The following is a 15874-nucleotide window of genomic DNA, read 5'->3' on the forward strand; positions in this document are numbered from 1 at the left end:
CCCGGTGCGGAAGCGGCTGCCGCCGCTTACTTGTTCGGCTGCGGGGTCAGCCGGAGGTAGGGGCGCAGCTCCTTCCAGCCCTTGGGGAAGCGCTGCTTCGCGTCCTCGTCGGAGATGCTCGGGACGATGACGCACTCCTCGCCGTCGACCCAGTCCACCGGGGTGGCCACGCCGTAGTTGTCGGTAAGCTGCAGGGAGTCGATCACCCGCAGGATCTCGCCGAAGTTACGGCCGGTGGACGCCGGGTAGGTGATGGTGGCGCGGATCTTGTGGTTCGGGTCGATGATGAACACCGAACGCACGGTCGCCGAGGCGTCCGCGTTGGGGTGGATCATGTCGTAGAGCTCGGAGACCTTGCGGTCCTCGTCCGCGATGATCGGGAAATTGACCTGGGTACCCTGGGTCTCGTTGATGTCGTCGATCCACTTCTTGTGGTCGTCGACGGAGTCCACCGACAGCGCGATTGCCTTGACGCCGCGCTTGTTGAACTCGTCCTTGAGCTTGGCGGTGCGGCCGAGCTCGGTGGTGCACACCGGGGTGAAGTCCGCGGGATGGCTGTAGAGCACCACCCAGCTGCCGGCGCCCCACTCGTGGAAGTTGATCGTCCCCTCGGACGTGGACGCGGTGAAATCGGGGGCGGTGTCGCCGATGCGAAGTGCCATGTCGACCTCCTTGGATGTGTCCCTGTGACGTCGTTCGTGAAGAAGCCACTGCCGACTCTAGCAGCGGCCGCAATATAACAAAAAAGAATAATTCGTTTTAGGCTAACCTCTATCGGGAATATTCGTCACCCGCCCATGCAGCCGCTCTACGGCCTCCGCGGTGAACACCACGACATGAATGGTGCTCCGGTAGACCTGTCCCTGCGCACGCCGCTGCTCGATCCAGCCTCCGTGCCCGTCGGCGTCGAGGCGCAGGAAGTCCCGCCCCTCGAGCAGGCCGCCTTCACGGCGCAATGCCTTGAAGGCACGAAAGGCCGTGCCCTTCGGCCGCCCGAGCCACTCGTCGATCTGCCGCAGGGTGTACATCGCCGTACCCGCCACCGTCACGGAGACCGGCGGCGCCTGCGTCCGCGGATGCTGCATGACGTCCCTCCCGCCCCGTATACTGCCGGCAACGATGGGGGCGGAGCGACACCGGTACAAGGGGAATTATGGCCGTTTTTCAGGACTACGCCCTGTTTCTCGCCGAGCTGGCGACGATCGTGCTCGCACTCGTGGCCGTGATCGTGATCGCCACGCGCAGCCGGGGCGGACGCGGCGAACGCGACAGCCTGCGGGTACGCCGGCTCAACGAGCGCTACGAGGAGATGCGCCGGGGCATCGAGCGGGTCCTCGCCCCGTCGCGCAAGGCGCGGCGGCGACTGCGCCGGGAAGGCCGGCGCCAGCGCCGGCGGGGTGGCGGCGACGGCGAAGCCCGGCTGCCGCGGGTGTTCGTGCTCGACTTCGACGGCGACATCCGTGCAAGCGCCGTGGAGAACCTGCGCGAGGAGGTCAGCGCGGTGCTGCGGACCGCCCGCTCGGACGACGAGGTCGTGCTGCGCCTGGAGAGCGGCGGCGGCACGGTCCCGAGCTACGGCCTTGCCGCCTCCCAGCTCGCGCGCCTGCGCGAGAACGGCGTGCGCCTGACCGTGTGCGTGGACCGCATCGCCGCCAGCGGCGGCTACCTGATGGCGGCCGTTGCCGACCATATCGTCGCCGCCCCGTTCGCCATCGTGGGCTCCATCGGGGTGGTCGCCCAGCTCCCCAATCTCCACCGCCTGCTCAAGCGTCACGACGTCGACTACGAGCTGCATACCGCCGGCGAGTACAAGCGCACCCTCAGCGTGTTCGGCGAGAACACCGACGCCGGCCGGGCGAAGTTCCGCGAGGAGCTCGACGCGGTGCACGGACTGTTCAAGCAGCACATCGCCCGCTATCGCCCCGGCCTGAACGTCGCCCGGGTGGCCACCGGCGAGTACTGGCTCGGCAGCCAGGCGCGGGAACTGGGACTCGTGGACGCAGTGGGCACCAGCGACGACCTGCTGCTCGATCGCGCCGAGCGCATGGAGCTCATCGAGCTCACCTGGCAGCGCCGCGAGCCCCTGTCGCGACGACTGTCACTGGTCCTCGAATCGGCCCTGACCCGGCTGCGCGCCTGAGCCCTCACCCCGGCGTCAGGCGGCGCAGGGCGACGAAGCGCCCGTCGTCCCCGTAGGCGAGCTCGAAACGTCCATGGATGCCGTCATGGGTGGCGTGCCGGTGCAGCACGCTCGCCGGGAAACGCACACGGCGGCCGTCCTCGGCACGGGCCACGACATCCCGGGCGTCGCCGCGGTAATAGCTCAGCCACTCCGAACGCGAGATGGCGAGACGCAGGGTCAGCACCGGCATGCTCAGCCCCCCCGGCTCCGCGCGGGCAGCCCTACGGTCTCGGCAACCGCCACCGTCAGCACCAGGGCCGCACCGACCACGGCGAGCGGCGGGGGCACCTCGCCGAGCACCAGTGCGGCGGCGGTGATCCCGTAGACGGGCTGGAGACAGGAGATCATGCCCGCGCTCTTGGCCGGGAGATAACGCATGCTCGCCACGAACAGGCTGTGGGCGCAGGCGGTGAACACCGCACCGAGGAGTACCAGCAGCCCGGCGTCGGTGGTCGATGCGGGCGGCTGGACGAACGCCGCCAGGCACACGCAGATCACCACCAGCTGCCAGGCCATGGTCACGGTGCCCGGGTAGCGGGTGAGGTAGTGGCGGTGCAGCACGTTGCGCAGCGCGAACAGCAGCGCCGAGAACAGCCCCCAGAGGGCACCGGCGAGCTGGCCGGAGTCCAGCGAGAAGTCCGGCACCACCAGCGCCACGCCGGCGAGGGCGAGCACCGCGAGCGCGAGGTCCCGCGGGTGCCAGCCGCCTCCGTGGAACAGCGGCTCGATGAGCACGGCCATCACCGGCCAGGTGAACATCGAGACCACGGCCACCGCCACGGTGGCCACCTGGATGGCGTGGAAATAGGCGGTCCAGTGCACCGCCATGATCACGCCCAGCACCACCACCAGGAGGCGGTCGCGCCCGGAGGCGAGCCACCAGCCGCGCTCGCGGCACACGGCCAGCCAGGCGAGGAGCGCCAGCGCGCCGACGAACGAGCGCCAGGCGATGATGCCCACCGCGTCCAGGTCGACGAGCTTGGCGAAAAGCGGCACCAGGCCCAGCAGCAGGACGGAGACGTTGACCTGCACCAGGCCGCGCACGGGGGATGACAAGGGCTGACTCCGGATCGGGTGGGTGTCGGGAGAGCGGCGTCCCTGCCGCCGGCGGGGCGGCCCCGCCGATACCGGCTCAGGCGTCGCCGGGGTCGTCGTTACGCTCGCGCACGTAACGCCCGGGGGCATCCTCGATGGGCGTGAGCCGCCCGCCGCCCGGGGTGCGTGCGGCGACCTTGCCACCCCCCTTCTGGGCCAGCCAGCGCAGCCACTCCGGCCACCAGGACCCTTCGTGATAGGTCGCACCGTCGAGCCACTTGTCCGGGTCCGTCGGCATATTCCGGTTGGTCCAGTAGCCGTACTTGTTCTTCTCCGGCGGATTCACGATCCCCGCTATGTGGCCCGAACCGCCCAGCACGAACTTCGTCGAGCCTCCGAGCAGACGCGCCCCCTGGTAGGTGGCCTTCCAGGGGGCGATATGGTCGTCCCTGGTGGAGATGAAGAACGCCGGCACGTCCACGCTGGAGACATCGATGGGCACGCCGTCCAGGGTAATGCCGCCGGGCTCGCGCAGGCGGTTCTCCAGGTACATGTTGCGCAGATAGAAGGCATGCATGCGCGCCGGCATGTTGGTGCTGTCCTGGTTCCAGTACAGCAGGTCGAAGGGGAACGGATCCTCGCCCTGGAGGTAGTTGTTCACGAAGAACGACCAGATCAGGTCGTTGGCACGCAGGCTCGACATGGTCGCCGCCATCTGCTGACCGGGCAGGTAGCCGATCTCGTTCATCTGGCGCTCGAGCATGGCGAGCTGTTCCTCGTCGATGAACACCTCGAGCTCGCCGGGCTGCTCGAAATCGATGAGGCTGGTGAGGAAGGTCGCGCTGTTCACGCGCTCGTCACCCTTCGCCTTGAGATAGGCCAGGGTCGAGGCGAGCAGGGTGCCGCCCAGGCAATAGCCGACCATGTTGATCTCCGACTCCCCGGTCGCCTTCCCGGCAGCGTCCATGGCGGCCAGCACACCCTCGTGCATGTAGTCCTCGAAGCCCTTCTCGGCGAGTGAGGCGTCCGGGTTGCGCCAGGAGATGGTGAACACGGTCTGGCCCTGCTCCACGAGCCAGCGGATCAGCGAGTTCTTGGGCCGGAGGTCAAGGATGTAGTACTTGTTGATCCACGGCGGCACGAACAGCACCGGCCGCCGGGCGACCTCCTCCGTGGCCGGGGCGTACTGGATGACCTGGCAGAGGTCCGTCTCCGCGACGACCTTGCCCGGAGTGACCGCCAGGTCGCGCCCGACCTCGAAGGCGTTGGGGTCGGTCATGCGGATGTTGAGCTTGCCGCCGCCCCGCTCCAGGTCCTCGAGGAGGTTGTTCAGCCCCCGCAGCAGATTCTGGCCGCGGGTCTCGACGGTCTTCTGGAGCACCTCCGGGTTGGTGGCAAGGAAGTTCGACGGCGACATCGCGTCGATATACTGCCGGGTGTAGAAGTCGATCTGCCGGGCGGTCTTCTCGTCGAGGCCGTCGACGTTCTTCACCGTGTTGTGGATGTAGTCAGCGGTGAGCAGATAGGACTGCTTGAGGAAGTCGAAGACCGGGCTCTCCTCCCAGGACTCGTGACGGAAACGCTTGTCCTTCGCGTCGGGCTCGCGCACCGGTTCCGCCTCCAGTCCCCAGAGCCGCAGCGTGGTGCTCTGCACGAGCGCCATGTAGTCCTGCCAGAACGCCATCTGCGCCTGGGCCAGCGCCATCGGGTCCGACATCAGGCGGCCGTAGAGGTCCTGGAACAGCCGGCTCATATGCAGGGCGTCGTCCATGCTGAGCTGGCTGCCCTCCTGCCGGGCGATGAAGTCCTTGACCAGCTGCTGGCTCTTCTCGGCGATCTGCGCGAGCGAGCGGGCCAGCTCCTCCGGATCGACCTCGGTCGGGGTCCCTGTCTGATTCTCCGCCATTGTGCAAACACCTCGGTCGTGGCCAGGGTCGGGCGCCAGCGGATGGCCCCGTTACGGCATACTGGATGTAGTGCGGCATCCGCCTTCAATGGATCATACTGCACGGCAACAACGCGACCAACATCACCCCATGACCGTCTCCCCCGCACCCGTTGAGGGCATCGTCACCACCGCCGGCACCGCCGCGGCACCACCCGGCTGCCCGGTGCTGGCGGCACCGCCGGAGACCGGCCTGTACCTGCACTGGGACGGCGAGGCGCTCGCGCTCTGCCGCGCCACTCCGCCGCGGCTGCGGCTCGTGCTTGACCCCGCCGCCACGAGCCTCGGCCGCCGGGGCCGGCAGGCAAGCGCCGGCAACGAGCACATCGCACGCGCCTGCGGCCTGCGCGGCGGCGGCACACCGCGGATCATCGACGCCACCGCCGGGGCCGGCCGCGACGCCGGCCTGCTTGCCGGACTGGGCGCGCAGGTGACCATGGTGGAGCGCTCGCCGATAGTGGCCGCACTGCTCAGCGACGCCCTGCGCCGGGCCGGAACGGCTCCGGCCACCGCGCCGGTAGCCGCCCGGCTGGCGCTGGTGACCGGCGAGGCCGCCGCGTATCTCGACAGCCACACCGCGGACATCGTCTACCTGGACCCCATGTACGACGCCGGCCGGCGCAAGGCGCTCGCCGGCAAGGAGATGCAGCTCCTCCAGGCCCTGCTCGGTCCGGACACCGACGCCGACGCGCTGCTGGACGCCGCCCGCGGCGCCGCCACACAGCGGGTCGTCGTCAAGCGCCACCGACATGCACCGCCGCTGGCCGGACGCCGCCCCCACCACAGCCTCACCGGCCGGAGCACGCGTTTCGACGTCTATCTGCCTACCGGATAACGGGGCCGCTGCGGGGCGCGCGAAGCGCGGGCCCGTCACCGGCGAACCGGTGCGGGCGCTCGTGTCACAATGCGTTCACGGCTACGCTATCCGGACCGGCGGGAAAGGCCGGGGGTGGAGGCGACGCCGGGAGGGGTCGATGAGCGCACGCAAACGCCATCCGCAGGCACCGGCGCCGGAGCGCTTCGAGCAGGCCCTGGCGGCCGGCAGCGCCGAGCGCTTCGAGCACCTCGGCGTGGAGTGGGTCCGGCTCACGGAGGACTGGCGGGGCATGCCCCGGGGCCTGCTGCGCGTGGCGGGGCGCGTGGTGCCGGACTATCCCCACATCGCCCGCATCTTCTCCCTGGCCGCGGGCATGCGCACCAACTTCGACGCCCCCTGCCACGTCGAGGAGAAGATCGACGGCTACAACGCGCGCATCTTCCGCGCCGGCGACGGCATCGCCGCGGTCACCCGCAGCGGACGCCCCTGCCCCTTCACCATGGACCGGCTCCCGGAGCTCATCGACCCGGCCGCGCTGGCCCGCTTCTTCGACGCCTGTCCGGACGGCGTGCTGTGCACGGAGATCGCCGGTGCGGGCAATCCATACATGGATGTCGCCTCCCCCCGGGGCGGCGAGGACGTCCGCGCCTTCGTCTTCGATGTGCTGCGCCTGGACAGCGCGGGTTTCGAGGAGCTGTCGGGGCGCGACCGCCTGCTCGCCGACGCCGACATCCCCCACGCCCCGCGGCTGGGCGTGTTCGGCCCCGGCGAGATCGATGCGCTCAAGGCGGAGGTCCGGCGGCTCGACGGCGAGGGTGCGGAAGGCATCGTGCTCAAGCCCGCCGGTGCCGGCCTGCGCGCGAAATACGTCTGCCCGGGCATCAACGTGGTCGACGCGGCCAGCGAGGCCGCACTGGAGCTGGAGCTGCCCGGCGCGTTCTACACCCAGCGCCTGGTGCGCATGGTCATGGCCGCCCGCGAGCTGGGCCAGGCGGAACGGATAACCGAGCTGGGCGAGTGTTTCGGCCGCGAGCTCGCCGAGGGCTTCAGCCGGGCACTGGACGAGGTCGAGGCCTCGGGAGAGCTGGTCCAGCGGCACACGGTGCGGCTGCGCGAGGCCGCCAGCGCCGACGCCCTGCTCGCCCACCTCAACCACGGCTCACGCACCATCCGCGCCGTGGAGGAATCCCGGGAGCACGACGGCCGGCACTGGGTGGTCACCTTCCGCAAGGTCTTCCGCCGCTCCACCTCGCGGCTCGCCAGCCTGCGCCGGGGCGTACCGGTGTTCGACTAGGCGTCCGGGCGGATCTCCGGGCGGCAGCGCACCGGGAAGTTCACCGAACGGGCGATGAAACAGCGCGCATGGGCCTCCCCGTGCAACGCCAGGGCCCGCTCACGGTCGGCACCCGGGGTCAGCGCGACCCGGGGTGCGAGGACCACCTCCGTGAACTGAAGGCCGTCGCCGACCCGCGCCATGGCGCCGCTCGCGCCGTCCTCATAGGCGGTCACGACGACCCCGGCGTCCGCGCACAGGTGCAGGTACCACAGCATGTGGCAGGCCGACAGCGCCGCCACCAGCATCTCCTCGGGATTGTAGTGGGCAGAGTCGCCGAGAAAGGCCGGATCGGCGGAACCGGTGAGGACCGGCTTGTCCGCGCCGGCGATGACGTACTCGCGCCCGTAGACGCGGTAATCGCTGGTGCCGGTACCGCGGTTGCCCTGCCAGGTGAGATCGACCCGGTAGTTGTGTGTCCTGCTTCCGCTCATTCGGCTCCGTCCTTCCTGATCGTTCGACTGTCGCCCCCGTCTCCCGACCCGCCCGCCAGGTGGACCATCAGCCCGTGCAGCCGCTCGGCGGGCATCAGCCGCAGACCACCCTTCTCCGCCCACTGCATCAGGCCCCGGTCCGCCGAGGTGACGGCAGCGCCGAGCTCCACGGCGAGCAGGATGACGTCCAGGTCCTCGGTGGAATCCAGCAGCCCGGTGCGCAGCGCCTCCCGGTAGTGGCCGCGCAGCCAGCGCACCGTGCGCTCGACGCTGCCGGACTCGACCTCGCGCACCGCCTTCTCCGCGACCCGCAGGCCGCGATCGATGCGCGTGCGGATATCCTCGATGAGCTCGTAGAGGAACAGCCCGGGCACGCGCAGGTCGTGCCGGCGCGGGGCCTGCAGGTGGACCACCAGCTCCAGGTCCGGCGGCAGCCGTTCCGGGTCGGCGAAATGGGTGAGCTCGTCCATCACCGAGGGCGGCATGTAGCAGGTCAGCCGCGGCGCGGCCTCACGGGCGAGCTCGACGAACCGGTTGACCGCCGCGGTGGCATCGTCACCGAAGACGCGGGCCACCTCGGGATTGGTGAAGATACTGGTATCCAGCACGATCGCGTCGGTGTGGTTCATGCGGCCTCCTGGGTCGAGACGCCGGGCATGGGAACGCGATGGCGGGGGTCAGAATACGCGACGCCCGCGTCGGCAAGCCGGCGCGGGCGTCGGTGTGGGCCTTTTCAGGCCGCTCCGCAACGTATGCGGAGCTTAGAAGCGGCGCGGGCCGCGACCGCCGCCGGCCGGCTTGCGGTCCTGCGCCTCGTTGATGCGCAGGGTGCGGCCGCCGAGCTCGGTGCCGTTCAGCGCCTCGATGGCAGCATCCGCCTCGGAGGGGGCCATGCGCACGAAGCCGAAGCCGCGCGGACGACCGGTCTCGCGATCCGTGATGAGGCGAACCTCGTTGACGTCGCCGTAAGCGGCGAACAGGTCACGGACCTCGTCCTCGGAGGCACTGAAGGGCAGGTTGCCCACGTAAATCGATTTCATCGTAACTACACTCATCTTCCCTACCGGCCGCTCCGGGTCCGGTAGCTCAAACATCAAGTCTTGCTAGGCGACGCACTTCCATAATGTAGAACGCCACCGTGGCACGCCCTTCCAGGCGCACCGGGGTCGACAGTAAGCGTTTCCCGGGCGGTTTGCAATTACAAATTGACGACGGCGCCGGTGCGCCGCCGGGCGGTAGCGCAGAGCCGCTCAGCTGCGCGCCATGCGCTGGTCCAGCGCCCGCTGGACGCGGGGGTGGACGAAGCGGGTCACATCGCCGCCGAGAGCGGCGACCTCGCGCACGAGGCTGGAGGAGATATAGGCATACTGCTCCGCCGGGGTGAGGAACATCGTCTCGACGCCGGGGACGAGCTGGCGGTTCATACTCGCGAGCTGGAACTCGTGCTCGAAGTCGGAGACCGCACGCAGGCCGCGCAGGATGATCTGGGCCCCGCACTCGTTGACGAAATCCGCGAGCAGGCTCTCGAACGGACGCACCTCGACGTTGGGCAGGTGGCCGAGGACGTCCGCGCACAGCGCGACGCGCTCCTCGAGGGTGAACACCGGGCGCTTGCTCGCGCTGGGATAGCCCGCAACGCCGACGATCAGGTGGCTGAACAGCCGCGCGGCGCGCTCCACCAGATCGCTGTGCCCGTTGGTGACGGGGTCGAACGTGCCCGGGTACACCGCGGTGATGGTCATCGTCTCACTCCTCGATCTGGCGCTGGTAGAGCCGGTAGTCGACGTCGCCGGCGCTGCCGTGGCGCCACAGGCCCCATGATGCCGGCACCGTCACCGCCTGACCATGGAGAGCGCGCTCCACGTAGACGAAGGCCCGGGGCGAAAGCCATCCCCCGGCCTCCAGCCCGGCACAAACGGGGTCGATGATAGACGAGCTGAACGGTGGATCAAGGAATACGAGATCGAAGGGGGACGCCGGCCCGTCCAGGTAACGCCGCGCGTCCGCCACGGCGACGCTGACGCGCCCGCCGCCGTCGAGCCGCTCGACGTTCTCCCGCAGGACACCGGCGACCCGCCGCGAGCGCTCCACGCAGACCACCTCCCGCGCCCCGCGGGAGGCGGCCTCCAGGCCCAGGGCACCGCTGCCGGCGAACAGGTCCAGACATCGTGCGCCGGCGACCTCGGCACGCAGCCAGTTGAACAGCGTCTCGCGCACGCGCTCGGCGGTGGGACGCAGACCCCGGGCGTCCGGGAACGGCAGCCGCCGCCCGCCCCACTCGCCGGCGACGATGCGCAGCCGGTTACGCGCCGCCACCGTCTTCCCCGTCGGCATCCCCCGCCGTGTCGGCACCGATCACCCCCGCGGGACCGACCAGCACCGTCACGCGGTGGCCCGGCGAGAGCACCTGGGAGACCACCTCGGCCACCCGCTCGCGCCCGAGCGCATCGATACGCTGCGGGAAACGCGCCAGATAGTCCGTCGGCAACCCGTACAGGCCGATCATGCCGAGGTAACCGACAAGGTCCCGGTTGCTGTCCAGGCTGAGGGGGAAGCTGCCGGTGATGTTCGAGCGCGCGAGCGCCAGGCGGTCGGCATCCGGCCCCTTGGACCGGAACTCGTCGATGCTCTCCCGCAGCACCTTCAGGGCATCGTCGAGGCGGTCATTGCGCACCTGGGTGCCGACCTGAAACCACCCCCCCGCCGCGGCGGCGGTCACCGAGCTCGACGAGCTGTAGGACAGCCCCCGCTGCTCGCGCATGCGCTCGGCGAGCACGGACACCAGCCCACCGCCACCGAGGACGTGGTTCGCCAGATACAGTGCCGGCCAGCGCTCGTCGCCCCGGGCCGCCGGTGTCGTCTCGCCGATGAGCACGTGGGTCTGGCTGGTGTCGAAGGGAATACGCACCGTCCGGGACGCCTTCAGCGGCGGTACCGGCGGCAGCGCCGGGGCCGCCTCGCCGTCCGCGAGCCCGTCGGCAAGGTGCGCGGCGATCTCGCGGGCACGCGCCGTGTCGATGTCACCAACGATCGCGACAGTGGCGTTGCCGGCCACGTAGTAGCGCCGGTGGAAGGCCTCGACCTGCCGTCGGGTGACCCCCTTCAGTCCGGCCTCCGTGCCGTCCGGCGGACTCGCGTAGGGATGATCCCCGAGCAGCGCCTTCATGAACGCGCGCCCGGCGACCGTGCCCGGATCCTGGCGTCCATGACGCAGGGCCACCTGCATCTGCCCGCGAACCCGTTCGAAGGCGGTCTCGGGGAAATCCGGGGCGGCCAGGACCCGCGCGAGCAGATCCGTGGCGGCGCCCAGGTTGTCGTCGCGGGCGAGGCTGCGCAGCGACACCCAGGCCGAGTCCCGGGCGCTGCCCGTGGACACCCGCGCGCCCTGCTGCTCGAAGCGCCGCGCGATCCCGCCGGCGCTCAGCCCGTCCGCCCCCTCCAGCAGGAGATTGGCGGTCAGCCGGGCGAGACCGGGATGCTCGCCGTCCCGGGCGGAGCCGGCGTCGAAGAGCACGCGCACATCCACGATGGGCAGCTCATGGGTGGCGGCGAAGACCACCCGGGTGCCGTCGTCGGTGCGCCAGCGCTGGATATCGGGGGCCGCCCACGCCGGGGCACTCGCCACCAGGGTCAGGCACAGGGCCAGCAGGATACGCCGCATCATTCGGCCTCCTCGTCCGTGTCGCTATCGCCGCCGCCCGGGCGCAGCACGCCTACGGCGAGACGGTCGTCGGTCAGGTAGGTTCGGGCCACGCGCTGCACGTCCGCCGCGGTGACGTCGCGGATGCCCGCCTCGAAGCCCTTGAGCCACTCCCAGCCGATACCGGTCACCTCCAGCCTGCCGATACGCATGGCCTGATAGAACATGGAGTCCAGGCCATAGAGATGGTCGGCGAGGATCTGGTTCTGTGCCCGCTCCAGGGTCTCTGCGTCCACCGGCTCGCGCCGCAGCGCCGCGATCTGCTCGCGCACCGCCGCCTCCAGGGCCTCCGGCGAGGTATCGGGGGTCGGGGTCGCCTGGATGCTGAAGCGGGTGTCGAGCCGGGCCACCGGCGAATAGCCGGCGCCGATTCCCGCGGCAACGGACTGATCCCGCACGAGACGCTGGGCCAGCCGGGCGCCGTCGCCACCGTCGAGCACCCCGGCGAGGACCTCCAGGGCATAAACGTCCGCCATGTCCTTCGCCGTCGCCGCCGACGGCACCTCGTAGGCCATGGACAGGTGCGGCACCCGCACGCGATCGTCGCTGGCAGTGAGCCGGCGCTCACCCGGGGCGCTCATGTGCCGGTCCACCGGCGGCTGCGGGTCCTCGCCGCCGGGGACGGGGCCGAAGTACTTGCGGGCCAGCGCGAGGACCGCCTCCGGCTCGACGTCGCCGACGACCACCAGGGTCGCGTTCGCCGGCGAGTACCAGCGCCGGTACCAGTCCCGGAGGTCGTCGATATCCAGGCCGTGAAGGTCCTCGGACCAGCCGATCACCGGCTGGCGGTAGGCGCTCACCGGGTAGGACACCGCATTGAAGCGCTCGCCGAAGGCGGCGACGGGCTGGTCGACGATGCGCAGCCGCCGCTCCTCGAGCACCACGTCGCGCTCCTTGCGGAAGGCCTCGGGGTCGAGGCGCAGCTGGTGCATGCGGTCGGCCTCCAGCCGGAACGCCGTCTCCAGCCGGTCGGCGGCGAGCTGCTCGTAATAGGCGGTGTAGTCCCGGCCGGTAAAGGCGTTCTCCTCGCCGCCGTTACGCGCGACGATCTCCGAGAACTCGCCGGGCTTCAGGTCCTTCGTGCCCTTGAACATCATGTGCTCGAGCACGTGCGAAATCCCGGTGTGGGGACGGGACTCGTAGCTCGAGCCGACCGCGTACCAGATCTGCGAGACCGCCACCGGGGCGCGGTGATCCTCGCGGACGATGACATGCAACCCGTTGTCCAGACGCGTCTCGGAGACCGGCCAGTCCTGCGCGGAGGCCGGCACGGCCAGCGTCAGCAGCCCGGCGATCATGCCGCCGAGTATCCATGCTCTTGCGATCATTGGCTCGCTGCCCAGCGTTGATGAATGGGTGATAGGATACTAGCCCGGTCACCGGGGGTGCTGGCCACGAGAGCGCTCGTGCATCTGGCAACGGCTGCTCACGGGCAGCGTGACCAGTGGCCGGGTCAGTACAATCCCTTTGTGCCCCAAACCCGCCGAGAGGTTCCATGTTCGGATTCGGTCGCCGCCGGAAAGGCAAGCAACCGCCCCGCGATGAGGCCCCACGTCCCGAGGACGGGGAGAGCACCGGGGACGACGCGCCGGAGCAGGCCGCGGAGGAGACGTCCGGCACCGGGGAACCGGCGCCCGAGCCACCGCGCGCCGGGGCCACGCCGGCGGAGGCGGACGACGACACCCCGGAGACGACGCCGTCGCCCGACGGCGACCCCGGTCGGGCCGCCGCAGCCGCGGAGGCGGAGGCAGACGCGGAAACGGCCACCGACGCGGAGACCGGCGGCGGCCGCCGCGGCTGGCTGCAGCGCCTGCGCGCCGGGCTGCGCAAGACCGGCGAGGGGCTGTCCGGGCTGTTCCTCGGCCGCAAGACCATCGACGACGACCTCCTCGAGGACCTGGAGACCCGCCTGCTGATGGCGGACGTCGGCGTCGAGGCCACCCAGCGCATCATCGACGATCTCACCGCGCGGCTGCGCCGCCGCGAGCTCGGCGACGCGAACGCCCTCTATCACGCCCTGCGCGAGGATATGCTCGCGATCCTGGAGCCCGTGAGCGCGCCGCTCACCATCGACCCGGCCCACCGGCCGTTCGTCATCCTCACCGTCGGCGTCAACGGCGTGGGCAAGACCACCACCATCGGCAAGCTCGCCAGCCACTACCGCGGCGCCGGCCACGGCGTGCTGCTCGCCGCCGGCGACACCTTCCGCGCCGCCGCCGTGGAACAGCTCCGCGTCTGGGGCGAGCGCACGGGCATTCCGGTGATCAGCCAGCCCACCGGCTCCGACGCTGCCTCGGTGGTCTACGACGCCCACCAGGCGGCCATCGCCCGGGGCAACGACATCCTTATCGCCGATACCGCCGGGCGGCTGCACACCCAGAGCAACCTCATGGAGGAGCTCAAGAAGATCCGCCGGGTGCTGGGCAAGCAGGACGGCACCGCCCCCCACGAGGTGCTGCTGGTGGTGGACGCCGGCACCGGCCAGAATGCCCTCGCCCAGGCCCGCCAGTTCCACGAGGCGGTGGGCGTGACCGGCGTGGTGATCACCAAGCTCGACGGCACCGCCAAGGGCGGCGTCGTCCTGGCAATGGCCCAGCAGCTCGGCGTGCCGATCCGCTACATCGGCGTCGGCGAGCGGGCCGAGGACCTGCGCCCCTTCGACGCCGGCGACTTCGTCGACGCCCTGCTCGCGGACACCGTGGAGGATGGCGACGACGCATGATCCGGCTCGAGGCGGTGGGCAAGCGCTACCCGGGCGAACGCGACGCCCTGCGCCAGGTGAGTCTGCACCTGCGTCCCGGCGAGCTCGGCTTCCTCACCGGGCCCAGTGGCGCGGGCAAGAGCACCCTGCTGCGCCTGGTCCCGCTGCTCGAACGCCCCTCCCAGGGCCGCGTGGTGGTCGGCGGCGTCGACCTCGGGCGGCTCGCGCGCCGGCGCATCCCCTACCTGCGACGGGGCATCGGCATGATCTTCCAGGATCACCGCCTGCTCGCCGACCGCACCGTCTTCGACAACGTCGCCCTGCCCCTGGTGATCGCCGGCACGCCTCGGCGCGAGCTCGGGCGGCGGGTACGCGCCGCCCTCGACAAGGTGGACCTGCTCCGCTACGAGCGCGCCCAGCCGGAGACACTCTCCAGCGGCGAGCAGCAGCGCGTGGGCATCGCCCGGGCCGTGGTCCGGCGCCCGCCGGTGCTGCTCGCCGACGAGCCCACGGGCAACCTCGACCCGGCACTGTCGGCGGAGATCATGACCCTGTTCCGGCGCTTCAGCGAGCTCGGCGTCACCACCCTGATCGCCACCCACGACGTGGACCTCGTCGAGCGCCTCGGTCACCGCCGGATCAGCCTGAGCGAGGGCCGGGTGGTCGCCGACACCGCCGGCACGGAGGCGCACTGAATGGCCGCCCACCGCAGCCGCCGCCGGATACGCGCGCGCGCTGCCGCATGGCTGGAGCACCACGGCCGGGCCCTGCTCGGCGCCCTCGGCCGACTGCGCATGCAATGGCTGGCCGCGCTCATGACCGCGGGAGTGATCGGCATCGCCCTCGCCCTGCCGGCGCTGTTCGTGGTGTTCATGGACAACACCCAGAACGTGCTCGGCGACTGGGACGGCCGCCCGCGGGTATCGGTCTTCCTGGAGCAGGACGCCTCCATGGACCGGGCCCGGGAGACCGCACAGCGCCTGCGCGAGCGCGACGACGTCCGCGCCGTCGAGGTCCTCACGCCGGCGGCGGCACTGGCGGAGTTCCGCGCCCACACACAGATGGACCGGGCGCTGTCGCTGCTGGAGAGCAACCCGCTGCCGGGGGTACTGCTGGTGGAGCCGCCACCGGGGCTGTCCACGGCGCGGATCGACGCGCTCACCCGGACCCTGGAGGGGCTGGACCTCGCCGCAGAGGTACGCCTGGACCGGGAGTGGGTCCGGCGCCTGCACGCGATCATAACCCTGCTCGCCCGTCTGGGCTGGCTGATCGCCGGCCTGCTCGCACTGGCGGTACTGTTGGTGGTTGGCAACACCATCCGCCTGGAGATCGAGAACCGGCGCGAGGAGATCGTCATCACCAAGCTCCTCGGCGCCACCGACGCCTTCGTGCGACGCCCGTTCCTCTACACCGGCCTCTGGCACGGACTCTTCGGTGGCGCCATCGCCGCGGTCCTGGTGGAGACGGCCTACCTGCTGCTCGCCGGCCCGGCCAACACCCTGGCCCGCAGCTACGCCAGCAGCTTCCGGCTGCAGGGTCTGGACCCGGGGGCCGCGGCCACCCTGCTCGCCTGCGGCGTGCTCCTGGGCCTGCTCGGCGCATGGATCGCCGTCGGTCGACACCTCAGCACCATAGAACCACGCTGAGGTTGAAAACTGGCATAATGCTCATATAGTCCGAAAGGGAACTTTTTCTGGGCCTCGACACTCCAATTGGACGAGGCCCCG

General features: G+C 70.6%; 18 protein-coding genes. 6 read left to right on the plus strand and 12 right to left on the minus strand.

All coding sequences use genetic code 11. The features are described 5' to 3' along the window. Positions 1-26: 26 nt before the first annotated feature. Entirely contained in the window at positions 27-662 is a 636-nt protein-coding gene (locus tag ACEZHJ_RS16710) for a peroxiredoxin (protein ID WP_163140536.1), read from the minus strand. Between the two features lie 102 nt (positions 663-764). Then, a complete protein-coding gene (locus ACEZHJ_RS16715) occupies positions 765-1085 on the minus strand; it encodes a hypothetical protein (RefSeq protein ID WP_240466266.1) in 321 nt (106 codons plus the stop codon). Positions 1086-1153: 68 nt separating this feature from the next. Here ACEZHJ_RS16715 and sohB point away from each other — a divergent pair, with 68 nt between their 5' ends. After that, positions 1154-2140, plus strand: a complete 987-nt coding sequence (gene sohB / locus ACEZHJ_RS16720; RefSeq protein ID WP_163140538.1) for a protease SohB — start codon at positions 1154-1156, stop codon at positions 2138-2140. Positions 2141-2144: 4 nt separating this feature from the next. Here sohB and ACEZHJ_RS16725 read toward each other — a convergent pair whose 3' ends face one another. The 3 genes from ACEZHJ_RS16725 to phaC all read right to left on the minus strand — a co-directional run bounded on the left by ACEZHJ_RS16725 (position 2145) and on the right by phaC (position 5123). After that, positions 2145-2372 (minus strand): DUF2835 domain-containing protein, encoded by a 228-nt coding sequence (locus ACEZHJ_RS16725; protein WP_163140540.1) that lies wholly within the window; start codon positions 2370-2372, stop codon positions 2145-2147. A 2-nt stretch (positions 2373-2374) separates the two neighbouring features. Further along, entirely contained in the window at positions 2375-3238 is an 864-nt protein-coding gene (locus ACEZHJ_RS16730; protein WP_163140542.1) for a DMT family transporter, read from the minus strand. Between the two features lie 76 nt (positions 3239-3314). Then, on the minus strand, positions 3315-5123 hold the full coding sequence (gene phaC / locus ACEZHJ_RS16735; protein ID WP_163140544.1) for a class I poly(R)-hydroxyalkanoic acid synthase: 1809 nt from the start codon (positions 5121-5123) through the stop codon (positions 3315-3317). Positions 5124-5253: 130 nt separating this feature from the next. Between phaC and ACEZHJ_RS16740 the strand changes: the two genes are divergently transcribed. Next, complete coding sequence (locus ACEZHJ_RS16740; protein ID WP_163140546.1) at positions 5254-5997, plus strand: class I SAM-dependent methyltransferase; 744 nt, start codon at positions 5254-5256, stop codon at positions 5995-5997. A gap of 139 nt (positions 5998-6136) precedes the next feature. Next, entirely contained in the window at positions 6137-7273 is a 1137-nt protein-coding gene (locus ACEZHJ_RS16745) for an RNA ligase (protein WP_163140549.1), read from the plus strand. On the opposite strand, the gene ACEZHJ_RS16750 is transcribed toward ACEZHJ_RS16745, so the two are convergent. The 7 genes from ACEZHJ_RS16750 to ACEZHJ_RS16780 all read right to left on the minus strand — a co-directional run bounded on the left by ACEZHJ_RS16750 (position 7270) and on the right by ACEZHJ_RS16780 (position 12774). Further along, positions 7270-7746 (minus strand): OsmC family protein, encoded by a 477-nt coding sequence (locus tag ACEZHJ_RS16750; protein WP_163144194.1) that lies wholly within the window; start codon positions 7744-7746, stop codon positions 7270-7272. The two genes, ACEZHJ_RS16745 and ACEZHJ_RS16750, sit on opposite strands and share 4 nt — an antisense overlap. Next, complete coding sequence (locus ACEZHJ_RS16755) at positions 7743-8375, minus strand: RNA ligase partner protein (RefSeq protein WP_259199996.1); 633 nt, start codon at positions 8373-8375, stop codon at positions 7743-7745. Before ACEZHJ_RS16755 ends, ACEZHJ_RS16750 begins: the two co-directional genes overlap by 4 nt. 132 nt (positions 8376-8507) lie before the next feature. Further along, positions 8508-8786 (minus strand): RNA-binding protein, encoded by a 279-nt coding sequence (locus tag ACEZHJ_RS16760; protein ID WP_163144124.1) that lies wholly within the window; start codon positions 8784-8786, stop codon positions 8508-8510. A gap of 210 nt (positions 8787-8996) precedes the next feature. Beyond that, the gene (gene coaD, locus ACEZHJ_RS16765) at positions 8997-9488 is read right to left on the minus strand and encodes a pantetheine-phosphate adenylyltransferase (protein ID WP_259199997.1); all 492 of its coding nucleotides are present in this window, start codon (positions 9486-9488) and stop codon (positions 8997-8999) included. Positions 9489-9492: 4 nt separating this feature from the next. After that, positions 9493-10062 carry a 16S rRNA (guanine(966)-N(2))-methyltransferase RsmD gene (gene rsmD / locus ACEZHJ_RS16770; protein WP_259199998.1) on the minus strand — a complete coding sequence of 190 codons (570 nt, stop codon included), beginning with the start codon at positions 10060-10062 and terminating at the stop codon, positions 9493-9495. Next, positions 10049-11410, minus strand: coding sequence for a pitrilysin family protein (locus tag ACEZHJ_RS16775; protein ID WP_163142666.1), 1362 nt, complete (start codon positions 11408-11410; stop codon positions 10049-10051). Before ACEZHJ_RS16775 ends, rsmD begins: the two co-directional genes overlap by 14 nt. Next, a complete protein-coding gene (locus ACEZHJ_RS16780) occupies positions 11407-12774 on the minus strand; it encodes a M16 family metallopeptidase (protein ID WP_375036723.1) in 1368 nt (455 codons plus the stop codon). The genes ACEZHJ_RS16775 and ACEZHJ_RS16780 overlap by 4 nt, the downstream gene beginning before the upstream one ends. Positions 12775-12941: 167 nt before the next feature. Between ACEZHJ_RS16780 and ftsY the strand changes: the two genes are divergently transcribed. Genes ftsY through ftsX form a run of 3 tightly spaced genes read left to right on the plus strand, consistent with a single transcriptional unit; the run spans position 12942 to position 15793 of the window. Continuing rightward, on the plus strand, positions 12942-14168 hold the full coding sequence (gene ftsY / locus ACEZHJ_RS16785; RefSeq protein ID WP_259200002.1) for a signal recognition particle-docking protein FtsY: 1227 nt from the start codon (positions 12942-12944) through the stop codon (positions 14166-14168). Beyond that, entirely contained in the window at positions 14165-14842 is a 678-nt protein-coding gene (gene ftsE / locus ACEZHJ_RS16790) for a cell division ATP-binding protein FtsE (RefSeq protein ID WP_163142727.1), read from the plus strand. Before ftsY ends, ftsE begins: the two co-directional genes overlap by 4 nt. Next, the gene (gene ftsX / locus ACEZHJ_RS16795) at positions 14843-15793 is read left to right on the plus strand and encodes a permease-like cell division protein FtsX (RefSeq protein WP_163142730.1); all 951 of its coding nucleotides are present in this window, start codon (positions 14843-14845) and stop codon (positions 15791-15793) included. The last annotated feature ends 81 nt before the right edge of the window (positions 15794-15874 follow it).

This window comes from Arhodomonas sp. KWT2 (assembly GCF_041949875.1).
GTDB classification, from domain to species: domain Bacteria; phylum Pseudomonadota; class Gammaproteobacteria; order Nitrococcales; family Nitrococcaceae; genus Arhodomonas; species Arhodomonas aquaeolei.